Source organism: Asanoa sp. NPDC049573 (assembly GCF_040676615.1).
Taxonomy (GTDB): Bacteria; Actinomycetota; Actinomycetes; order Mycobacteriales; family Micromonosporaceae; genus Asanoa.
Genome location: NZ_JBFAPI010000028.1, coordinates 12,451 through 31,571, shown reverse-complemented (window position 1 = coordinate 31,571; position 19,121 = coordinate 12,451). Strand labels below are relative to the sequence as shown.

The following is a 19,121-nucleotide window of genomic DNA, read 5'->3' as shown; positions in this document are numbered from 1 at the left end:
CAGAGGGGTTGGCCGTGGATCGTCAGCAGGAGTTCGTGCTCCGTACGCTGGAGGAGCGCGATATCCGGTTTGTCCGGTTGTGGTTCACCGACGTGCTCGGCACCCTCAAGAGCGTCTCGGTCGCACCCGCCGAGCTCGAATCGGCCTTCGACGAGGGCATCGGCTTCGACGGCTCGGCCATCGAGGGCTTCGCCCGGGTCTTCGAGTCCGACATGATCGCGATGCCCGACCCCACGACGTTCCAGGTCTTCCCGTTCGAGGGCGGTGTCAGCGGCGAGAGCGCCCGGATGTTCTGCGACGTCCTGCTGCCTGACCGCACCCCGTCCTGGGCCGATCCCCGACACGTGCTGCGCCGCGCGCTGTCCCGGGCGGCGGAGAAGGGCTTCACCTTCTACACCCACCCCGAGATCGAGTTCTTCCTGCTCGAAGACGGCCCCAACGACGGCTCGGTGCCGGTGCCGGTCGACGCCGGGGGTTACTTCGACCACACCACCCACGCCGTCGCCCGCGACTTCCGCCGCCAGGCGGTGCTCGCACTGGAGCGGATCGGCATCTCGGTCGAGTTCAGCCACCACGAGGTCGCGCCCGGCCAGCAGGAGATCGACCTGCGCTACGCCGACGCGCTGACCACCGCCGACAACGTGATGACGTTCCGCCACGTGGTCAAGGAGGTGGCGCTCAGCCACGGCGTGAAGGCCACCTTCATGCCCAAGCCGTTCACCGACCAGCCCGGCAGCGGCATGCACACCCACCTGTCGCTCTTCGAAGGCGAGCGCAACGCGTTCCACGACGCCAGCGACCCGATGAAGCTTTCCAAGGTGGCCCGCGCGTTCATCGCCGGCCTGCTGGTGCACGCCCGCGAATACACCGCGGTGACCAACCAGTGGGTCAACTCCTACAAGCGGCTGTTCCCACAGGCCCTGCCGGACCGGATCACCGAATCACCGGCGTACGTGTGCTGGGGTCACCTCAACCGCTCGGCGCTGGTCCGGGTGCCGGCCTACGGCAAGCCCAACTCCGCCCGGGTCGAGGTGCGCTCGATCGACTCGGCCGCCAACCCCTACCTGGCCTTCGCGATCATGCTGGGCGCCGGCCTGAAGGGCATCGAAGAGGGCTACGAGCTGCCGCCGGGGGCCGAAGACGACGTGTGGGCGCTGTCCAACGCGGAGCGCCGCGCGGCCGGCTACGAGACGCTGCCGGAAAACCTCGCCGAGGCGATCGACGTGATGGCCGGCTCGGAACTGGTCGCCGAGGTGCTCGGCGAGCACGTCTTCGACTACTTCCTGCGCAACAAACGGGCCGAGTGGGAGCAATACCGGCGCGAGGTCACCCCCTACGAGCGGGAACGCTACCTCGGGGCGTTGTAGGGCCTCCTGATCACTGACATTTGTCACGGCGGCATCGTGACGCGCGGCCCGATGTGGGGCGGGTGGCTGCCGCGACAGTAGTGACATGCAAACGGAAACGCTGGCGGCGAGCGAGATCACGGGGACCCGCACTCCGGCCGTACTTCTGCGGGGGTTGACCAAGAGGTTCGGCGCGGTGACCGCCGTCAACAACCTCGATCTGCGGATCGAGCCGGGTGAGGTGGTCGCGTTTCTCGGCCCGAACGGTGCCGGCAAGACCACGACCATCGACATGATGCTCGGCCTGGCCAAGCCCACCGAGGGCACCGTGCAGGTCTACGGCCACACGCCGACCGAGGCGATCAACCGCGGCCGGATCGCGGCGGTGATGCAGACCGGCGGCCTGCTCAAGGACGTCACCGTCGCGGAGACGGTCCGGATGACCGCGTCGTTCTTCAGCCGCACCCGGCCGGTGGCCGAGGTGCTGGAGCGGGCCGGCATCGCCGACATCGCCGATCGCCGGGTGGCCAAGTGCTCCGGCGGCCAGCAGCAACGGCTCCGGTTCGCGCTGGCGCTGCTGCCGGATCCGGACCTGATGGTGCTGGACGAGCCGACCACGGGGATGGACGTCGAGGGGCGGCGGGACTTCTGGAACGCCATCCGCGCCGACGCCCAGGCCGGCCGCACGGTGCTGTTCGCGACCCACTACCTCGAAGAGGCGGACGCGTACGCCGACCGGATCGTGCTGATCCGCAAGGGCCAGGTGGTCGCGGACGGCACCGCCGCCGAGGTCAAGGCGCTGGCCGCCGGCCGCCAGGTCCGGGCGACGCTGCCCGGCGCCGACGAGGTCCGGCTGGCCGCGCTGCCCGGCGTCGACCGGGCCGAGGTGCGCGGCGACACGGTGCTGCTGCACACCAACGACTCCGACGGGGTCGCCCGCTACCTGCTCACCCAGACGCCGGCCCGCGATCTGGAGATCACCTCGCGCAACCTCGAAGACGCCTTCCTGGCCCTGACCAGCGGCGAAGACATCGACCTGGAAGGAATTGCCCGATGACCGCCGCCGCGCTGCCCCGCACCGAGGTCGATCGGCGGCCGCCGCTGGGCGGGTTCTCGCTGACCTACCTGGGCCTGGAGATCCGCCGGGTGTTGCGCAACCGCCGCAGCCTCTTCTTCATCCTGGTCATGCCGGCGGTGTTCTTCCTGCTCTTCGGCCTGCCGCAGAAGGGCCAGAACATCGACCAGGCCAACAGCGCCGCGGCGATCGCGTACATCATGATCAGTTTGGCCGTGTACGGCGCGATGACCGCCTCGACGGCGACCGGCGGCGCGGTGGCCGTGGAGCGGGCCCAGGGCTGGAGCCGCCAACTGCGGCTCACCCCGCTGCGGCCGCCGGCGTACGTGGCCACCAAGGTCCTCTCGGCCCTGTCGCTGAGCCTGCTCTCGGTGCTCGTCGAGTTCGTCGTCGGCGGGATCGGCGGCGTGCGGATGCCCGCACACGTCTGGCTGCTGGCCGGCCTCGGCGCGTGGCTCGGCTCACTGGTCTTCGCCGCGCTCGGCCTGTTCGTCGGCTACCTGGCCCCGGCGGAGAACGTGATGCAGTTCATGGGCCCGATCCTGGCGCTGCTCGCGCTCTTCGGCGGCCTGTTCGTGCCGCTCGAGGTGCTGCCGCACGTCATGCAGACCATCGCGAAGTTCACGCCGGTGTACGGCGTCGGCTCGATCGCCCGCAGCCCGCTGACGCACGACTTCAGCTGGGTGGCGGTGCTCAACGTGGTGCTCTGGACGGGCGGCTTCGGCCTCGGCGCCGCGTTGCTCTTCCGCCGCGATACCGCTCGGGTCTGACCGCGGATAGCGTGTCAGGCATGACGGCAACGTCCTCGGCGTCCGGCCCGGTTTCGACCGGGCCGGCGCCGGCGCGTCCGGACGACGACGAGCGGCGGCTGCGGCCGGCCGAGGTCCCGGGCATGCACACCTTCGGGCCGCGGGTGCCGCTGCCGAGCCCGTTCTTCCAGCGCGGCTTCGGCTGGATACTCGGCGGCGTCTGGCTCTTCTACCTCGGCCAGCCGCTCGGCACGATCCTGCGCCACCCCGACGGGTTCGCGAAGTGGTTCAGCCTGGCCGCCCTGATCGGGTTCGGCTTCAGCTACATCCTGGTGTTCCTCTGGATGCGCCGGCTGCGCCTCGCCCGGGAAGACGGCGGCCTGCGCAAGCCGCTGGCCTGGCTGGCGGTGATGCTGGCGCTGGCGCTGGCGACGATCCCGGGCGCCGGCGGCGACTGGATGGTCGGCCTGGTCTACATCGCGGCAGCGTCGATCATGGTGTTGCCGACCCGCGCGGCGGGCCCGACCGTGGCGGTGATCGCCGTCCTGCCGCTCGTGCTGCCCGAGGTCGTGGCCTCGTGGAAGCCCGAGAACGCGCTGTTCTTCTCGATCCTGCTGGCCGCGTTCGCGATGTTCGGCGTGACCCGGATGATCGACCACAACCAGCGACTGACCGCCGCCAACCGGGAGATCGCCCGGCTCGCCGTCGCCGAGGAGCGCGCCCGCGCCGCCCGCGACCTGCACGACATCCTCGGCCACTCGCTGACCGTGATCACCATCAAGGCCGAGCTCGCCGGCCGGCTGGTGTCGGTCGCGCCCGAACGCGCCGAGGCCGAGGTCAACGACCTCGAACGGCTGGCCCGGGAGGCGCTGGCCGACATCCGCCGCACGGTCGGCAACTATCGCGAGGTCTGCCTCGAGGAGGAGCTGGCCAGCGCCCGGTCGGCACTGTCGGCGGCCGGCATCGACGCGAAGTTGCCCGGCTCGGTCGCCGACGTGCCCGAGCCGCGCGGCACCCTCTTCAGCTGGGCCGTCCGCGAGGGCGTCACCAACGTGGTCCGGCACAGCGGCGCGACCCACTGCGTGATCACGGTGCGGCCGGACCTTGTGGAGATCGCCGACAACGGCCGCGGCCCGAGCGAAGACGGCGACCACGGCGGCTCCGGCCTGCGCGGCCTGCGTGAGCGCGCCGAGGCGTGCGGCGCCCACCTCTCCGTCGGCCGGGGCGCCGGCCCCGGCTCCGGCTTTGTGCTGCGCGTGAGCGTGCCGGCGTGACCATCCGCGTGCTGATCGCCGACGACCAGGCCCTGGTGCGCGGCGCGCTGGCCGCCCTGCTCTCGCTCGAGCCCGACCTGGAGGTCGTCGCCGAGGTGGGCCGCGGCGACGAGGTGGTCGAGGCCGCCCGACGCACCGCTCCCGACGTGGCCCTGCTCGACGTGGAGATGCCCGGCGGTGACGGGATCGCCGCGGCCGCCGAACTGGCCGGCGCGGTGCCCGACTGCCGGGTGCTGGTGGTGACCACGTTCGGGCGACCCGGCTACCTCCGCCGGGCGATGGAGGCCGGCGCCAGCGGGTTCGTCGTCAAGGACACCCCGGCCCGGCAGTTGGCCGAGGCGGTCCGCCGGGTGCACGCCGGCCTGCGGGTGGTCGACCCGTCGCTGGCGGCCGAGACGCTGGTCGCCGGGCGCAGCCCGCTCACCGCGCGGGAGACCGACGTGCTGCGCGCCGCGCGCGACGGCGGCACGGTCGCCGACCTGGCCGGTGTCGTGCACCTGTCCGAGGGCACGGTGCGCAACCACCTGTCGTCGGCGATCGGCAAGACCGGCTCGCGTACCCGGGCCGAAGCGGTGCGGATCGCCGAACAGAACGGCTGGTTGTGACGGTCCGCTCGATCCGATCGGACATTTCCCGGCTTGCATGATCGCGCTATCGTCCTTTGACGCCACGTCGGTGGCATCGACAACCTTGGAGGGCACACCGCGATGTGGGAGGACCTTTACACCGGCGCGTGGCACAGCATCGTCTACGGCGTGGTCGGCATCGGCCTGATGGTCGCCGGCTTCATGCTGGTCGACCTGCTCACCCCCGGCAAGCTGCGCGAGCTGATCTGGATCCACCGCAACGGCAACGCGTCGCTGCTGCTCGCGGCCAACCAGCTCGGCATCGCGGTCATCGTCTTCACGGCGATCATCACCAGCTACACCGACTTCGGCCAGGGCCTCGCGTCCACCATCCTCTTCGGACTGCTGGGCATCGTCCTGATGGGCGTCGCGTTCCTGGTGCTCGACATGATGACCCCGGGCAAGCTCGGCGAGATCATCTGTGACGACCAGCCCCATCCGGCGGCCCGCGTCAGCGCGGCCAGCCACTTCGGCGTAGCCCTGATCGTCGCCGCCTGCATCGCCTAGCGGATCCCGCCCACTTTCCGCGCGTCGCCGCCCGGTCGAGCCCGCTGACCGCGGGCCGGCCCTGGCGTTCGCGCCCTGCGGCGGTTGCCGGCCGGGGCCGGCCTTGGGTTCTGTGCCTTGCGGCGGTTGCCGGCCGGTGGGCCGGCCCTGGCGTTTACGCCTTGCGGCGGTGGGCGGGCCTTCGCCTGGGCTGTTCGCCTAGGGGCGGTTGCTGGCGGCGGTTCTCGCCAGCGGACGGTCCGGGTCGACCGGGCCGCCGCCCACCGCGGCGCCGTCGTGCAGGTCGCGCCGCGACCGGGTCAGCGACCGGGCCACGAACGCGGCCAGCACGATGGCCAGCAGCAGGATCGCCAGCGGCACCCCGGCCTCGACCAGGGCCTCGCGCCGGTCGTTGTCGCGGGCCGTGTTGGCCGCGCCGACGGTGGTGTCGTCGAGTTGGCGCTCGACCGAGCGGATCAGGGCGCCGTTGGCGCGGAGCGCGCTGTCCCAGCTGTCCATCGTGAACGGTGCGCCCAGGAGGGTGCCGTCGGCCGGCATGACGCCGGTGACCCAGCTGGCGAACTGGACCGCCGTGCGCAGGTCGGTGCCGGCCACCGTGTCGTCGTACAGCGCTTTCTCGGCCCCCGTCGCGGTCGCGGAGAACGTTTCCAGCGCACCCGCCAGGCCCGTCTGCGCCGCGATGAACTCGGTCCGGAGGTTGGGTTTCATCGCGCCCGCGGAGAAGGCCTGGAGCATCACCAGCCGCTCCCGGGAGAGGTGTTCCTTGCCTCGTGCCACGGCTGCCGCGGCCCGCATCCGCTCGCTGAGCGCCGGGTCGGCGGTCTGCGCGGCGCTGTCGCGCAGCGCGAGCAGGTCGTCGACCACGGCGGTGTAGGCCCTGGCCTCGTCGGTGAAGCTGAGTTTGAGGCCGGCGACCCCCGAGCGCAGGTCTGGCAGCGCCGCGAGCCCCTCGTCGATCTGGCGCAATGTGGTGGTGATGCTCGTGGGCACCTCGCGCAGCCGGCCGCGCGGGCCGGCCCAGCCTCCGACCGCGGCGGTCACCACCGACTGCGCCTGGGTGTAGGCGGCCTGATAGTTCCGCTGTCGCGCGGACGCCTCGCCGCTGATCAACAAGGCCGCGGCGGCGCGCTCGTTCTGCAGGCCCTCCACGAGATCGCCGGATGCCCGCACCACGGTCGCGAGGTCGCGGGTCCGGTCGGCGGTCTTCGCCCTGTCGGCGTGGTCGACCCAGCCGTTGGTGACCAGCCAGACCGTCGCGGCGATCGGCAGGATCAGGACGAGGCCGACCTTCGCCCAGACCCGTCGCGGTGACGCCTGATCCGGCCGCTCGCCCATGCCGCTGCCCTTCCGGCCGACCCGGGCGGGTCGGGACCCCGGGCATTCCACCACGTCGATCATGACCGTGGGGACCCGTCCGATTACGCATGGAGCGAACGTGGCCGTTCAGCCGACCGCGGCCTCCACCGTCAGCACACCCGCAGTCGCGTCCAGTGTGGCCGGTGCGCCGACCGGCACGCTGAGCTGACCCGGGCCGTGGCCGATCGGCAGCCCGCCGAGCACCGGCACCCCGAGGTCGCCGAGGCGTTCGAGGAGCATCGTGGTGAGTCCGGTGCCCCAGTCGTCGGAGCAGTCGGTGAACTGGCCGAGCGCCACCCCGGCCAGACCGTCGAGGGCGCCGGCCCGGCGCAGGTGGGTGAGCATCCGGTCGATCTTGTAGAGCGGTTCCTGCACCTCCTCGACCAGCAGCACCGCGCCGGTCAGGTCGGGCATGTCGGCCGTGCCGATCGACGAGGTGATCAGGCAGAGGTTGCCGCCGAGCAGCGGGCCGGCGGCACTGCCGGGCACCCGTACCCCCGCCGTCTCCTCGGTCTCGACCGCCTTGATCGTCACCGGATCGGTGCTCATCAGCGCGGACCGCAGCGACTCGGCCGAGGCGGCCGGCGTCCGCTCGTCGCGCCAGGCCAGGCCGGGACCGTGCACGGCGGCCAGCCGCGCACCGCGCCAGAGCGCGAACTGGAGAGCCGTGATGTCGGAGAAGCCGGCGACGACCTTGGGGTCGTGGCGGACGGCGGCCATGTCGATGGCGTCGACCATCCGCTGCGCGCCGTAGCCGCCGCGGGTGCAGAGCACACCGCGGATCCGCGGGTCCGCGAACGCGGCGTTGAGGTCGGCGGCGCGGTCCGCGTCAGTGCCGGCGAGATAACCGTCGCGGGCGTACGCGTGCGGCCCGGGCACCGCCCGCAGCCCCCACTCGGCGAGCAGTTCGAGCCCGCGGTCGAGCCGTTCGGGGTTGGTCGGGCCCGAAGGTGAGACCAGCATCACCGCGTCGCCCGGTCGCAGGGCAGGTGCCTTGATCGCGTGCACGAGCGGAGCCTAGCTCCCGATAAGGTCGAGCTGTGGCTACCGCGCTCGTGATCGAAAACGACCCCACCGACGACCTGCGCCGGCTGGGCGACTGGTTCACCGAGGGCGGCCTGGAGCAGCGGGTGCTCCGGCCCTACGACGACGACCAGCTGCCCGACGACCTGAGCGGCTACGACGCGTTCGTGGTCATGGGCGGCGAGCAGCGGGCCTACCCCGACGACGACGGCGGCTACGACGGCTGGTGGCTGCCCAAGGTCGAGGGCCTGTTGCGCAAGGCGGTCCGCACCGGGCTGCCGACGCTCGGCATCTGCCTCGGCGCCCAGCTCCTCGCGACCGCGCACGCCGGCGCGGTCGAGCGCAGCGCCTCCGGGCCGGAGATCGGCCCGGCCCTGGTCGCCAAGCGCGACGCGGCCGAGAGCGACCCGCTGTTCCGCTGGGTGCCGATCGCGCCCGACGTGCTGCAGTGGCACAGCGACGAGATCACCGAGCTGCCCCGCGGCGCCACCCTGCTGGCCGCCTCGACCTACTACCCCAACCAGGCGTTCCGGCTGGGGGAGCGGGCCTGGGGCCTGCAGTTCCACATCGAGTGCGACGAGGCGATGATCGCCGACTGGGCGGCCGGCTCGACCGAGCTGGCCGAGCTGGGGCTGGCCGAGGAGGCGGTGGTCGGCGCCTGCGCCTCGGTGCTGCCCGACCTCGAAGACGTCTGGCAACCGTTCGCCATCCGGTTCGCGTCGCTGGCGCAGGGCGAGCTCGACCTGCCGCGACCGACGCTGCCCCTGCTGGGACGCTGAGCCGATGGCCCGGCCGACCGGCGAGCGCCCGACCCGGCTGGCCCGGTTCGGCTTCGGCGACCGGGCGGCCGAGCTGCTCGGCCCGGGCGGGCTCGGGCTCTGGGACCCGGCGACGGGCGAGCCGCTCGGTGAGCCGGGTGCCGAGCTGATCGGTGCGCTGTCCCGGGCCGGCGATCCCGACCTGGCGCTGCGCCAGTTGCACCGGTTGGTCGAGTCGCTCGACCGCACCGGCTCCGGTCCGGCCCTGCTGTCCGCGCTTTCCGACGACGACGGGCTGCGGCGGCGGCTGGTGGCGGTGCTCGGCGCGTCGTCTGCCCTCGGGGACCACCTGGTCGCCAACCCGGCGCAGTGGACCGCGTTGCGCACGACCGACGGGCAGGCACCGAGCGCGACCGGGGTGCTCGAACCGGTCGACGCGCCCAACCCGGTGTCGGCGCTGCGGCTCGCGTACCGCCTGGCCTTGTTGAAGATCGCCGCCGCGGACCTGACCGGTGGCCGCGGCCTGGAGCAGACCATGGCGGCCCTGTCGGCGCTGGCCGACGGCACGCTGCGGGCCGCGTACGGGATCGCCGCGGCCGAGGTGGGCGCGGCGCCGCGGCTCGGGGTGGTCGCGCTGGGCAAGTGCGGCGGCAACGAGCTCAACTACGTCTCCGACGTCGACGTCATCTTCGTCGCGGCGACCGACGACGACCTGGCCGCCGCGACCGGCATCGCCACCCGGCTGATCGAGATCTGCGGCCTGGTCGCCTGGCCGGTGGACGCCGCACTGCGGCCCGAGGGCAGCCGCGGGCCGCTGGTCCGCACGCTGGCCAGCCACCAGGCCTACTACCAGCGCTGGGCCCGCACGTGGGAGTTCCAGGCGCTGCTCAAGGCCCGGCCCGCGGCCGGCGACACCGCCCTGGCCCAGCAGTGGATCGACACACTGGCGCCGCTGGTCTGGCACGCCGCCGAACGCCCCGAGGCCGTCGAAGACGTGCGGGCGATGCGCCGGCGGATCGTCGACAACGTGCCCGCCCGGGAGATGGAACGCGAGATCAAGCGCGGGCCTGGCGGGCTGCGCGACATCGAGTTCGCGGTGCAGTTGCTGCAGCTCGTGCACGGACGGGCCGACGAGACGCTGCGGGTCACCGGCACGATGCCGGCGTTGCGGGCGCTGGTCGGCGGCGGCTACGTGGGGCGGGCCGACGGCGAGACGCTGCTGCGGGGCTACCGGTTCCTGCGTACCGTCGAGCACCGGTTGCAGCTACAGGCCCTGCGCCGCACGCACACCGTGCCGGCCGACCCGGCCGGGCTGCGCTGGCTGGCCGCGGCCCTGGGCTACACCGCCATGCCCGGGCGCGACGCGGTCGAGTCGTTCCGGGCCGACTGGGTGGCGCACGCCAGCGAGGTCCGCCGGCTGCACGTCAAGCTGCTCTACCGGCCGTTGCTGGAGGCGGTCGCCCGGGTGCCGGCCGAGGCGCTGCGGCTCACGCCGGAAGCGGCCCGCCGCCAACTCGAGGTGCTCGGCTTCGCCGACCCGACCGGCGCGCTGCGCCACCTGGAGGCGCTCACCGGCGGCGTCTCCCGCACGGCGGCGATCCAACGCACGCTGCTTCCGGTGCTGCTGCAGGAGTTCGCTGACGCCGCCGAACCCGACCGCGGGCTGCTCAGCTATCGCCAGGTCTCCGACAAGCTCGGCACCACTCCCTGGTATCTGCGGCTGCTCCGCGACGAGGGCCCGGTGGCCCGCCGGCTGGCCCGGGTGCTGGGCCTGTCCCGTTACGCCGCCGACCTGCTCGCCCGCGACCCGGAGGCGCTGCGCCTGCTGGCCGAGGACGCGGAGCTCACGCCCCGCACCGGCGACGTGGTCCGGGACGGCTTCGGGGCCGCGGCCGACCGGCACGAGGACCCGGCCGAGGCGATCCGGGCGGTCCGCGGGCTGCGCCGCCGGGAGCTGTTCCGGATCGCCTGCGCCGACGCGCTCAGCCACGGCTCGCTGGCCCCGTCGCCGGTGCTCGACGTGCGCGGCGTCGGCACCGCACTGTCCGATGTGGCCGATGCGACGCTGGGCGCCGCCCTGCGGGCCGCGGCCCGGGCCTATCCGCTGCCGCCCGGGCTGACCTTTGCCGTTATCGGGATGGGGCGGCTGGGCGGGCTGGAGATGGGCTTCTCGTCCGACGCCGACGTGCTGTTCGTCTTCGACCCGCCGCCGGGCCAGCCCGACGGTGCGTCCAGCGCCGCCGCCCATGCGGTCGCCGAGGAGTTGCGCCGGTTGCTCGGGATGCCGGCACCCGACCCGCCGCTCGGTGTCGACGCCGACCTGCGGCCCGAAGGGCGGCAGGGCCCGCTGGTGCGCAGCCTGGCCGCCTATGCGCAGTACTACGCCCGCTGGTCGCACGTCTGGGAGGCCCAGGCGCTGCTGCGGGCCCGGCCGGTGGCCGGCGACGCCGAACTCGGTGCGCGGTTCGTGGCGATGGCCGACCGCTACCGCTATCCCGCGACGGGGCTCAGCCAGGCCCAGCAGGTGGAGATCCGGCGGATCAAGGCACGCGTGGAGAACGAGCGGCTGCCGCGCGGTGCCGACCCGGCGACCCACGTCAAGCTCGGCCGGGGCGGGCTGGCCGACGTCGAGTGGGCGGCGCAGGTGCTGCAACTGCGGCACGCCGGCGCGCATCCCGCGCTGCGGACCACCCGTACGGTCGACGCTCTGGCCGCCGCCGAATCGGCCGGGCTGCTCGACCCGGCCGACGCCACCGCGTTGGTCGCGGGTTGGCGGCAGGCGGCCCGGGTGCGCAACGCGCTGATGCTCGTGCGCGGTCGCCCCGGCGACCAGTTGCCGCGGCACGGCGTCGAGTTGGCCGGCGTGGTGCGACTGCTCGGCCGCGACGACGCGGGCGAGTTCATCGACGAGTACCTCCGCACCGCGCGCCGCGCGCGGGCGGCCATGGAGCACGTGTTGGAGGGCTGATGGACCCCTTGCACGACGACGGCACGGACGCCGCACTGCGCGCGGTGTTCGACACGGCCGGTCCCTATCTCGCGTCCCTCGCCGATCGCCCGGTCTACGCCGGATCGTCGGGGGTCAAGTCGCTGGGCGGCGACCTGCCGCTCTCGGGCGCCGGCGCGGCGTCCGTCGTGGACAGGCTTCTTTCCGTGGGTACGTCGTCCGCCACCCACTCGGCCGGGCCGCGCTTCTTCCACTTCGTCACGGGCGGCGTGACGCCGGCCGCGCTGGCCGCCGACTGGACCGTCTCGCTGCTCGACCAGAACGCGTTCTCGCGGGCGGCGTCGGAGTTCGCGACGTCGGTGGAGACGGTGGCGCTGGACTGGCTGCGGTCACTCTTCGGGCTGCCGGCGTCGTTCGGCGGGGCGCTGGTGGCGAGCGCGACGTTCGCCAACTTCACCGCGCTGGGCGCGGCGACGCACTGGTGGGCGTCGCGGCACGGGGTCGACGTGGCGGCGGCGGGGCTTTCCGGGTTGCCGCGGATGCCGGTGTTCTCGGGCGGGTACGTGCACGCCTCGGCCCGCAAGGCCCTGCAGATGCTGGGGCACGGGCGGGAGTCGGTGTCGGTGCACGGCGCGGGCAGGGTCGATCTGTCCTCACTGGACCGGGCGTTGGCCTCGTCGGGCCCGGCCGTGGTGATCGCGAACGCGGGCGAGGTCAACGCCGGCGACTTCGACCCGTTGGCCGATCTCGCTTCCGTCGTCGCCCGGCATGACGCGTGGCTGCATGTCGACGGGGCGTTCGGGCTCTTCGCGGCGCTGTCGCCGCGCACGGCCCATCTGGTGGCAGGGCTGGAGCGGGCCGACTCGATCGCGTGCGACGGCCACAAGTGGCTCAACGTGCCCTACGAGAGCGGTTTCGCCTTCCTTCGCGACCCGTCGCGGCTGGGCGCGGCGTTCGGGATGCCGGGCGCGCCCTACCTGCCCGGCGCCGACTCGCCGCGGGGTGGCTACGCGCTGCTGGGCCCGGAGTCGTCGCGGCGGGCGCGGTCGTTGCCGATCTGGGCGACGCTGGCGGCGTACGGGCGGTCGGGCTATCGAGCGATGGTGGAGCGGCACCTCGACCTGGCGCAGGAGTTGGCGTCGCTGGTCGACGCCGCGCCCGACCTGGAGCGGCTGGCCGAGGTGCCGCTGTGCATCGTCTGTTTCCGGGTGCGGCCGCCGGGCGTGCCGGAGTCGCGGCTCGACGACCTCAACCGGCGGGTGGGCGAGGCCCTGCTCGACGACGGCCGGGTCTTCGCCGGTACGACGGTCTACGAGGGCAAGGTGGCGCTGCGGCCGGCGATCGTCAACTGGCGTACGACGTCGCGCGACGTGTCGCTCTTCGTGTCGGTGGTCCGCGAGCTGGCGGCGGCGCTCGCCTAGAGGTCGTTCCCCGTGACGGCGATCTGGTTGTCGGCGCTGACCGGGCGGAAGGTGCCGTCCGGGTCGACCTCGTAGTGGGCCTGGTAAGGGTTGAGCAGCGCGGCCGACGAGTCCGGGTAGGTTTCCAGGAACAGCAGGTAGGTGTCTCCTTCCCGGAAGGGCACCGCCGCGTCCTGCTCGTAGCTCACGCCGTCGAGGAGCCCACCCACCTGGTGCACGTCGACCACGTCGCCGGGCTTGTTCGGTCCCTTGTGGACCACTTTGATGGTCGCCGACCAGACCGTGATGACGACGGCGGTGTCCTCGACCGGCTCGGGCGCGCCGGCCCGCGGGTCGGCCTTCGGACCGCTGCCGCCGCCGTCGGGATAGAGCTTGTCGACCCGGGGCCGCGCGACCGTCGCCTCGATGACCAGGCTGGCCCTGTCCATCAGCTCCGCCGCGCTCCGGTAGTGGGGATAGTCGCCCTGGTAGACGACGCGCCCGCCGAACGGCTTGCCGCAACCGCCGACGGCCAACGCGAGGGCGAGTGCGCCTCCGACGAGCCGGCTGATCCGCATGGCCATGAGAAGTAGACGCGCCTGGGACCGGCGCCGTTCCCGCCGCGATGCCACCCACCGACCTCGTTGCCGCAACGCGGGGTCGGGGCTCGGGGCGACCCGCGCGGACCTGGCAGCGCAGCGGTCCCCGGCGGGAGCGACGGTCGTGCCCACGACGCGCCCGGGACCGCACGGGATCTAGACCGTTGCTGCTGAGCGCTCGTCCGCGGCGGCGACAGGGTCGATCGGGGCTTCGCCGCGGCGCACGTCGCGGATGGCCGGGAGGGCGAGCAGCACGAGGACGGACAGGATCTGCCAGGCGACACCGACCGTGAGGACGAGCGGGATGCTGGTGGCGGTGGCGGCGGGACCGGCCAGCGCCAGGCCGATCGGGCCGACCGAGAACGAGCCGAAGACCACATAGGAGTTGACCCGCGACATCGCCTCGGCCGGGACGCGTTGGTGGATGGTGGTCATCCACAGGGTGCCGAAGACGGCGCTGATCGCGCCGGCCAGCAGCGCGCCGGCGCAGACCACGATCAGCGGGGCGCGGGCGGCGAGGGCCGCCGACGGTGCCGCCCAGAGCATCGTGGCGGCCGTGGCCACCAGCAGGGGGCGCGCGGGTTTCCAGGCCAGCATGGCCAGGCCGCCGAGGATGGCGCCGGCCCCGTAGGTGGCGCTGATCGTGCCCCAGGCCGCGGCGCCGCCGTAGAAGCGGTCGGCGGAGATCGGGCCCAGGACCAGGTAGGGGGCCCAGAGCAGGAGGTTGAACAGGGTGAACTGCACCGTGATGGTCCACAGCCACGGCAGGCCGGCGAAGACCCGCCAGCCCTCGCGCATCTCGCGCAGCATCGAGGTGCGCGCGGCCCGGTCCGGGTCGGGGACCCGCAGCCAGAGCAGGGCGACGATGCTCGGCACGAACGTGATCGCGTCGACGAGCAGGACCGTCGCGGGCGAGGTGACCACCACGAGCGCCGCGGCCAGGGCGGGGCCGGCCACGGTGGCCGTCGACTGGATCAGGCCGACGAAGGTGTTGGCCTCGTGGCGACGGTCCGGCGGGACGAGTTGCGGCACCAGGCCGTCGAACGACGGGCGGAACACCGCCTCGCCCAGACCGCTCAGGGCGGCCAGCGCGAGCAGCGGCCAGGGGTCGGGCGCGCCGGCGAAGAACAGCACCGCGATCGCGGCCTGGGCGGCGGCACGCACGCAGTCGGCGGTGAGCATGACCAGGCGGCGCGGCAGGCGGTCGCCGAGCGCGCCGGCGACGGGCAGGACCAGGACCATCGGGACGATGCGCGCCGCGAGTACGTAGCTCAGCGTCGCCGGGGAGCCGTCACTGTCGAGCACCGCGAAGGCCAGCGCCACGCTGGCCATCAGGGTGCCCAGCGTGGAGGGCGCGTGGCCCGCGACGAAGATGCGGAAATCGCGCAGTCGCAGCACCGCGAACCGCGCGGCGATCGGGTGGGCCACCAGTCCTCCCCAGGACATTGAGTCTTTGTGGCTCAGATCCTGGGGGACGCTCGTTGATCGTGTCAAGCCGTGGTTGAGCTTCGAGGGCTCAACTCAGCGCAGCGCGCAGGTCGTCGGCGGCCGCCCCGATCGCGGCCGGCAGCGGGGTCGGGGCCTGGGCCAGATCGTCGATGACGCTTGTGGCCAGGGAGAACAGGCCTCCGGGGGGTGCGTCGGCGGCGATCCTGAGGGTGTCTCGGGCAAGCGTGGCGCGGGCGAAGCGATCGTCCCAGCCGGGGTCCGCCTCGATTCTTCGAAGCAGGCCGCGGGCCGCTCGGCGGAGGTGGGCGATGGCGGGGCCGTGCTGGGTGTCAACGGATCGCTGACGCTGGCGTGCCTGCCGGGTCGGTGCGACGTCTCGGTTCTGCTCGCCGGCCAGGCGCAGGAACCGCTGCTCGGCGGCCTGGCGGGTGCCCAGGCCGAGGGCGCCGCCGATGGTGGCCCAACTCGCCCCGCCGCCGCGGGCCGACTCGATCAGGGCGCGCTCGGTCGCGTCGATCCGGTCGCGGACGCCGCGCAGCAGGGGGAGCGCCTCGAGCGCGCTGCCGGGGTCGTCGGTCCGCGCCGCGGCCAGGAGCGTGCCCAGGTCCTGTTCCAGCTTGTCCACGCCGGCCATGATGCCGGTGGACCATCATCGGTGTCAACGGACCATTGACGCTGAGGTACCTTACCCGCCTTACCGATGGCCGGGGGCCGGGTAAGGCAGTCGGGATAGGGCCGGCGCCGGGTGTGCGGCGGCTACCTGCGCGCGAATCGTCAACGTCGACACCGAACGACGACGGCCGAGGAGCCCGCGATGATCAACGACCCGTACCTGGTTCTCGAACTGCACCGTGCCCGCGTGGAGTCGCTGGCCGCTGATGTGCGCGGTGGCCGACTGGCCCGCGCGTTGCGTCGCCACGCGTCCTCGACCGATTCCACCGAAGCCGCTTCGATGCGGCCGGCGTTGCGGCGGAGGCCTGCTTGACCGCGCGAAATCTCGGCGGCGTCCTGTCGCACCCGCGTGGCATTCTCGACGCTGTGACCGTTCGTGCCCGCAGCACCGCGTTCGTCGGCCGTGACGCCGAGATCGCCGCGCTGCGCGAAGCGCTCAAGCGGGTCCGCACCGACGAGCCGGCGATGGTGCTGGTCGGCGGCGAGGCCGGCGTCGGCAAGACGCGGCTGATCGAGGAGTTCGCCCGGCACGGGGGCGGCGCGAGGTTCCTCACCGGCCAGTGCCTCGAGCTCGGCGAGGAAGGCCTGCCCTACGCGCCGTTCGCCGGCATCGTGCGCGAGCTGGTCCGCACCGACGGCCTCGCGATCCTCGACGGTCACGAGGCCGAGTTCGCCCGGCTCCTTCCGGAGCTGGGCGCCGTCTCGCCCGACGCGCACCGCGGTGTGCTCTTCGACCGGGTCGCGACGCTGCTCGCCCGGCTGGCCGCCGACCGGCCGGTGGTCGTCGTGCTCGAAGACCTGCACTGGGCCGACCGGTCCACCCGCGACCTGATCGAGTTCCTGGTCCGTGGCGCCCGGGCGGCGCGGGTGCTGATGATCTGCACCTACCGCACCGACGAGCTGCACCGCGGCCACCCGCTGCGGGCGTTCGTCGCCGAGCTCGACCGGGCCCGCGGCGTCGAGCGGCTCGACCTCGGCCGGCTCGACCGCGACGGCACCGCCGAGATCCTGGCCAGCATCTTCGGCGGCGAGCCGGCCCAGCGGTCGATCGACAAGGTGCACATGCGGGCACAGGGCAACCCGTTCTTCATCGAGGAGCTGGCTGCGTCCGGCGACCCGATGGCCTGCGCCGACATCCCGGAGAGCCTGCGCGACCTGCTGCTGGCCCGGGTCGACCGGCTGCCCGAGTCGGCCCAGCCGGTGTTGCGGATCGCCGCGGCGGGCGGCAACCGCATCGGGCACGACCTGCTCACCACCGTGGCCGGCCTGCCGGAGACCGCACTCGACACCGCGTTGCGCACCGCGGTCACCGCGCAGTTGCTGGTGGCCGATCCCGACGGCGGCTACGAGTTCCGCCACGCGCTGGTCCGCGAGGCGGTGCACGACGACCTGCTGCCCGGCGAGCACGCGCGCCTGCACGCCCGCTACGCGGCCGCCATCGAGGCCGACCCCACGCTGGTCGCCGCCGGGCGGGCACCGGCCGAGATCGCCCATCACTGGTACGCGGCCCACGACCATCCCCGGGCCCTGGTCACCTCGCGCGCGGCGGCCGTCGCGGCCGGCGAGCGCTACGCACACGCCGAGCAGGCCCGGCTGCTGGAGCGCGTGCTCGACCTGTGGGAGCAGATCCCCGACGCCGGTGAGCGGCTCGGCCTCGACCACCTCACGCTGCTCGAGGAGACGATGCTCGCCACCTACACGGCGGGCGACTTCAAGCGTTCGCTGAGCCTCAACCGCGCCGCGCTGCAGGCCGTCGACCGCACCGCCGAGCCGCTGCGCGCGGCCCGGCTGCTGTCCCGTCGGGGCAAGCTGCTCGGCTCGCTGGGCAAGAGCGACGGCACCGCCGAGCTCCGCGAGGCGGTCACGCTCGCCGAGGCGGCCCCCGACGACGCGGCCCGGGCCCAGCTGCTGGCCGACATCGCCTACCAGATCAGCCGGATCGACCGCGTCGAGGGGGCGCGGATCGCCTCGCTGGCCAGGGCGGCGGCCGAGACGCTGGGCGACGCCGCCGCGGCCGTCCACGCCACGCTGACGCTGGGCCGGGTGTGCAGCCGCCTGACCGCCGGCGACGTCGGCCTGGCTGAGCTGCGCGAGGCCGAAGAGTGGGCCAGGTCCATCGGCGACGTCGAGGGCCTGGTGCACGCCCGGGTCAACATCTCCGACGCGCTGTTCGAGGTCGGCCAATACGCGGCCTCCGCCGAGACGGCGGCGCTCGGCACCAAAGACTCCACCAAAGTCGGCGTCGACCGGTCGAGCGGCGCCTTCCTGCGCTCCAACCACGCCGAGGCGCTGATGGCCCTGGGCCGCTGGGACGAGGCCGACGCGATCTGCGCCGAGTCCGCCCGCTTCGACCCACCGGGCCACCTGGGCCTGCACTGGCTCCAGATCCGCGCCAACCTCCGCCTCGCCCGCGGCGACGCCTCCGCGCCCGAGCTGATCGGGCGGGCGCTGGCCTTCCTGCGGCGGCCCTATGTCAGCGCGCAGCACCGCCTGCCGCTGCTGGTGCTCCAGGTCGAGGCGGCGCTGGCCACCGGCGAGGTGGCCACCGCGGCCGCGACCGCGCACGGTGCGCTGGACGCGACGGATCTGGTCGGCAACCCGCGCTACACCTGGCCGTTGCTGGCTGTCTCGGCCCGCGCGGCGGTGGCGGCCGACGACGCCGAGCTGCGGTCGTCGATCGAGGCGCTCGCCGCCGAGCTCGAATGCCAATACCCGCCTGACCGGGCCTACGCCGCGCAGATCGTCGCCAGCTTCACGGCGGCCCCGCCGGGTTCGGCGGTCGCAGCGTCGGATGGCGCCGATCCCGCACCGGCGCGGGGCAAGGCCGGGGAGACGGCGGGCCAGGCTCGCGCCGAGGCCGCGCGGCAGCGGTGGGCCGCGGCGGTCGAGGCGTGGCGGACCGACGGCCAGCCCTACCCGCTCGCCCGCGCCCTGGTGGCCTACGCCGAGACGCTGGCCGCGGTGGGCGACCGCGCGGCCGCCGGCGAGGCGCTCGAAGAGGCGGGTGCGCTCGCGGCCGACCTCGACGCACGGCCGCTGCGTGACGAGGTGGCCCGGCTGGCCCGCCGGGTCGGGCTGCGTGGTGCCGTCGGCGCGGGCCCAGACGTGCTCACCGCGCGCGAGCGCGAGGTGCTGCGGCTGGTAGCGGCGGGCAACAGCAACAGCCGGATCGCCACCGAACTCTATCTATCGCCAAAAACGGTCAGCGTGCACGTTTCGCGCATTATCGCCAAGCTCGAAGTCACGAATCGGATCGAAGCGGCAGCAGTCGCCCACCGGCTCGGGCTGCTGGGCGCCGACATGATTGCCGGCGGACAGACCCCGGCATCCGGACACTAGA

The 19,121-nt window shown here is 73.5% G+C and carries 16 protein-coding genes; 11 read left to right on the top strand and 5 right to left on the bottom strand.

What is annotated here, in order from left to right; genetic code table 11:
• The first annotated feature begins 14 nt into the window (after positions 1–14).
• The 6 genes from glnA (at position 15) to AB0J74_RS35820 (ending at position 5,577) form a co-directional block, all read left to right on the top strand.
• Positions 15–1,367: a type I glutamate--ammonia ligase gene (glnA, locus tag AB0J74_RS35845; protein WP_363456701.1), complete on the top strand. Its 1,353-nt coding sequence runs from the start codon at positions 15–17 to the stop codon at positions 1,365–1,367.
• Between the two features lie 85 nt (positions 1,368–1,452).
• A complete protein-coding gene (locus AB0J74_RS35840; protein ID WP_363456698.1) occupies positions 1,453–2,403 on the top strand; it encodes an ABC transporter ATP-binding protein in 951 nt (316 codons plus the stop codon).
• Positions 2,400–3,191 (top strand): ABC transporter permease, encoded by a 792-nt coding sequence (locus tag AB0J74_RS35835; RefSeq protein ID WP_363456696.1) that lies wholly within the window; start codon positions 2,400–2,402, stop codon positions 3,189–3,191. Before AB0J74_RS35840 ends, AB0J74_RS35835 begins: the two co-directional genes overlap by 4 nt.
• A gap of 20 nt (positions 3,192–3,211) precedes the next feature.
• Positions 3,212–4,444: a histidine kinase gene (locus AB0J74_RS35830; protein ID WP_363456693.1), complete on the top strand. Its 1,233-nt coding sequence runs from the start codon at positions 3,212–3,214 to the stop codon at positions 4,442–4,444.
• Positions 4,441–5,049 carry a response regulator transcription factor gene (locus AB0J74_RS35825; protein WP_363456690.1) on the top strand — a complete coding sequence of 203 codons (609 nt, stop codon included), beginning with the start codon at positions 4,441–4,443 and terminating at the stop codon, positions 5,047–5,049. Before AB0J74_RS35830 ends, AB0J74_RS35825 begins: the two co-directional genes overlap by 4 nt.
• 102 nt (positions 5,050–5,151) lie before the next feature.
• Positions 5,152–5,577, top strand: a complete 426-nt coding sequence (locus AB0J74_RS35820; RefSeq protein ID WP_363456687.1) for a DUF350 domain-containing protein — start codon at positions 5,152–5,154, stop codon at positions 5,575–5,577.
• A gap of 198 nt (positions 5,578–5,775) precedes the next feature.
• Here the strand turns inward: AB0J74_RS35820 and AB0J74_RS35815 are convergent, their stop codons facing one another.
• Positions 5,776–6,975 carry a nitrate- and nitrite sensing domain-containing protein gene (locus AB0J74_RS35815; RefSeq protein WP_363456684.1) on the bottom strand — a complete coding sequence of 400 codons (1,200 nt, stop codon included), beginning with the start codon at positions 6,973–6,975 and terminating at the stop codon, positions 5,776–5,778.
• Positions 6,976–7,020: 45 nt separating this feature from the next.
• Complete coding sequence (locus AB0J74_RS35810) at positions 7,021–7,896, bottom strand: LD-carboxypeptidase (RefSeq protein WP_363456777.1); 876 nt, start codon at positions 7,894–7,896, stop codon at positions 7,021–7,023.
• Between the two features lie 77 nt (positions 7,897–7,973).
• Here AB0J74_RS35810 and AB0J74_RS35805 point away from each other — a divergent pair, with 77 nt between their 5' ends.
• The 3 genes from AB0J74_RS35805 to AB0J74_RS35795 are packed head-to-tail and all read left to right on the top strand — an operon-like array spanning position 7,974 to position 13,082.
• On the top strand, positions 7,974–8,735 hold the full coding sequence (locus AB0J74_RS35805) for a type 1 glutamine amidotransferase (RefSeq protein ID WP_363456681.1): 762 nt from the start codon (positions 7,974–7,976) through the stop codon (positions 8,733–8,735).
• A gap of 4 nt (positions 8,736–8,739) precedes the next feature.
• A complete protein-coding gene (locus AB0J74_RS35800) occupies positions 8,740–11,682 on the top strand; it encodes a bifunctional [glutamine synthetase] adenylyltransferase/[glutamine synthetase]-adenylyl-L-tyrosine phosphorylase (RefSeq protein ID WP_363456678.1) in 2,943 nt (980 codons plus the stop codon).
• On the top strand, positions 11,682–13,082 hold the full coding sequence (locus tag AB0J74_RS35795) for a pyridoxal-dependent decarboxylase (RefSeq protein WP_363456676.1): 1,401 nt from the start codon (positions 11,682–11,684) through the stop codon (positions 13,080–13,082). The genes AB0J74_RS35800 and AB0J74_RS35795 overlap by 1 nt, the downstream gene beginning before the upstream one ends.
• Here the strand turns inward: AB0J74_RS35795 and AB0J74_RS35790 are convergent.
• The 3 genes from AB0J74_RS35790 to AB0J74_RS35780 all read right to left on the bottom strand — a co-directional run bounded on the left by AB0J74_RS35790 (position 13,079) and on the right by AB0J74_RS35780 (position 15,734).
• Complete coding sequence (locus AB0J74_RS35790; RefSeq protein WP_363456673.1) at positions 13,079–13,645, bottom strand: hypothetical protein; 567 nt, start codon at positions 13,643–13,645, stop codon at positions 13,079–13,081. The two genes, AB0J74_RS35795 and AB0J74_RS35790, sit on opposite strands and share 4 nt — an antisense overlap.
• A 171-nt stretch (positions 13,646–13,816) precedes the next feature.
• Positions 13,817–15,088 (bottom strand): MFS transporter, encoded by a 1,272-nt coding sequence (locus tag AB0J74_RS35785; RefSeq protein ID WP_363456671.1) that lies wholly within the window; start codon positions 15,086–15,088, stop codon positions 13,817–13,819.
• Positions 15,089–15,176: 88 nt separating this feature from the next.
• Entirely contained in the window at positions 15,177–15,734 is a 558-nt protein-coding gene (locus AB0J74_RS35780; RefSeq protein ID WP_363456668.1) for a hypothetical protein, read from the bottom strand.
• A gap of 189 nt (positions 15,735–15,923) precedes the next feature.
• Here AB0J74_RS35780 and AB0J74_RS35775 point away from each other — a divergent pair, with 189 nt between their 5' ends.
• Together AB0J74_RS35775 and AB0J74_RS35770 are read left to right on the top strand one after the other, a co-directional pair.
• Positions 15,924–16,094, top strand: coding sequence for a hypothetical protein (locus tag AB0J74_RS35775; RefSeq protein WP_363456665.1), 171 nt, complete (start codon positions 15,924–15,926; stop codon positions 16,092–16,094).
• Positions 16,091–19,120, top strand: a complete 3,030-nt coding sequence (locus tag AB0J74_RS35770) for an AAA family ATPase (protein WP_363456662.1) — start codon at positions 16,091–16,093, stop codon at positions 19,118–19,120. Before AB0J74_RS35775 ends, AB0J74_RS35770 begins: the two co-directional genes overlap by 4 nt.
• Position 19,121 lies beyond the last annotated feature (1 nt).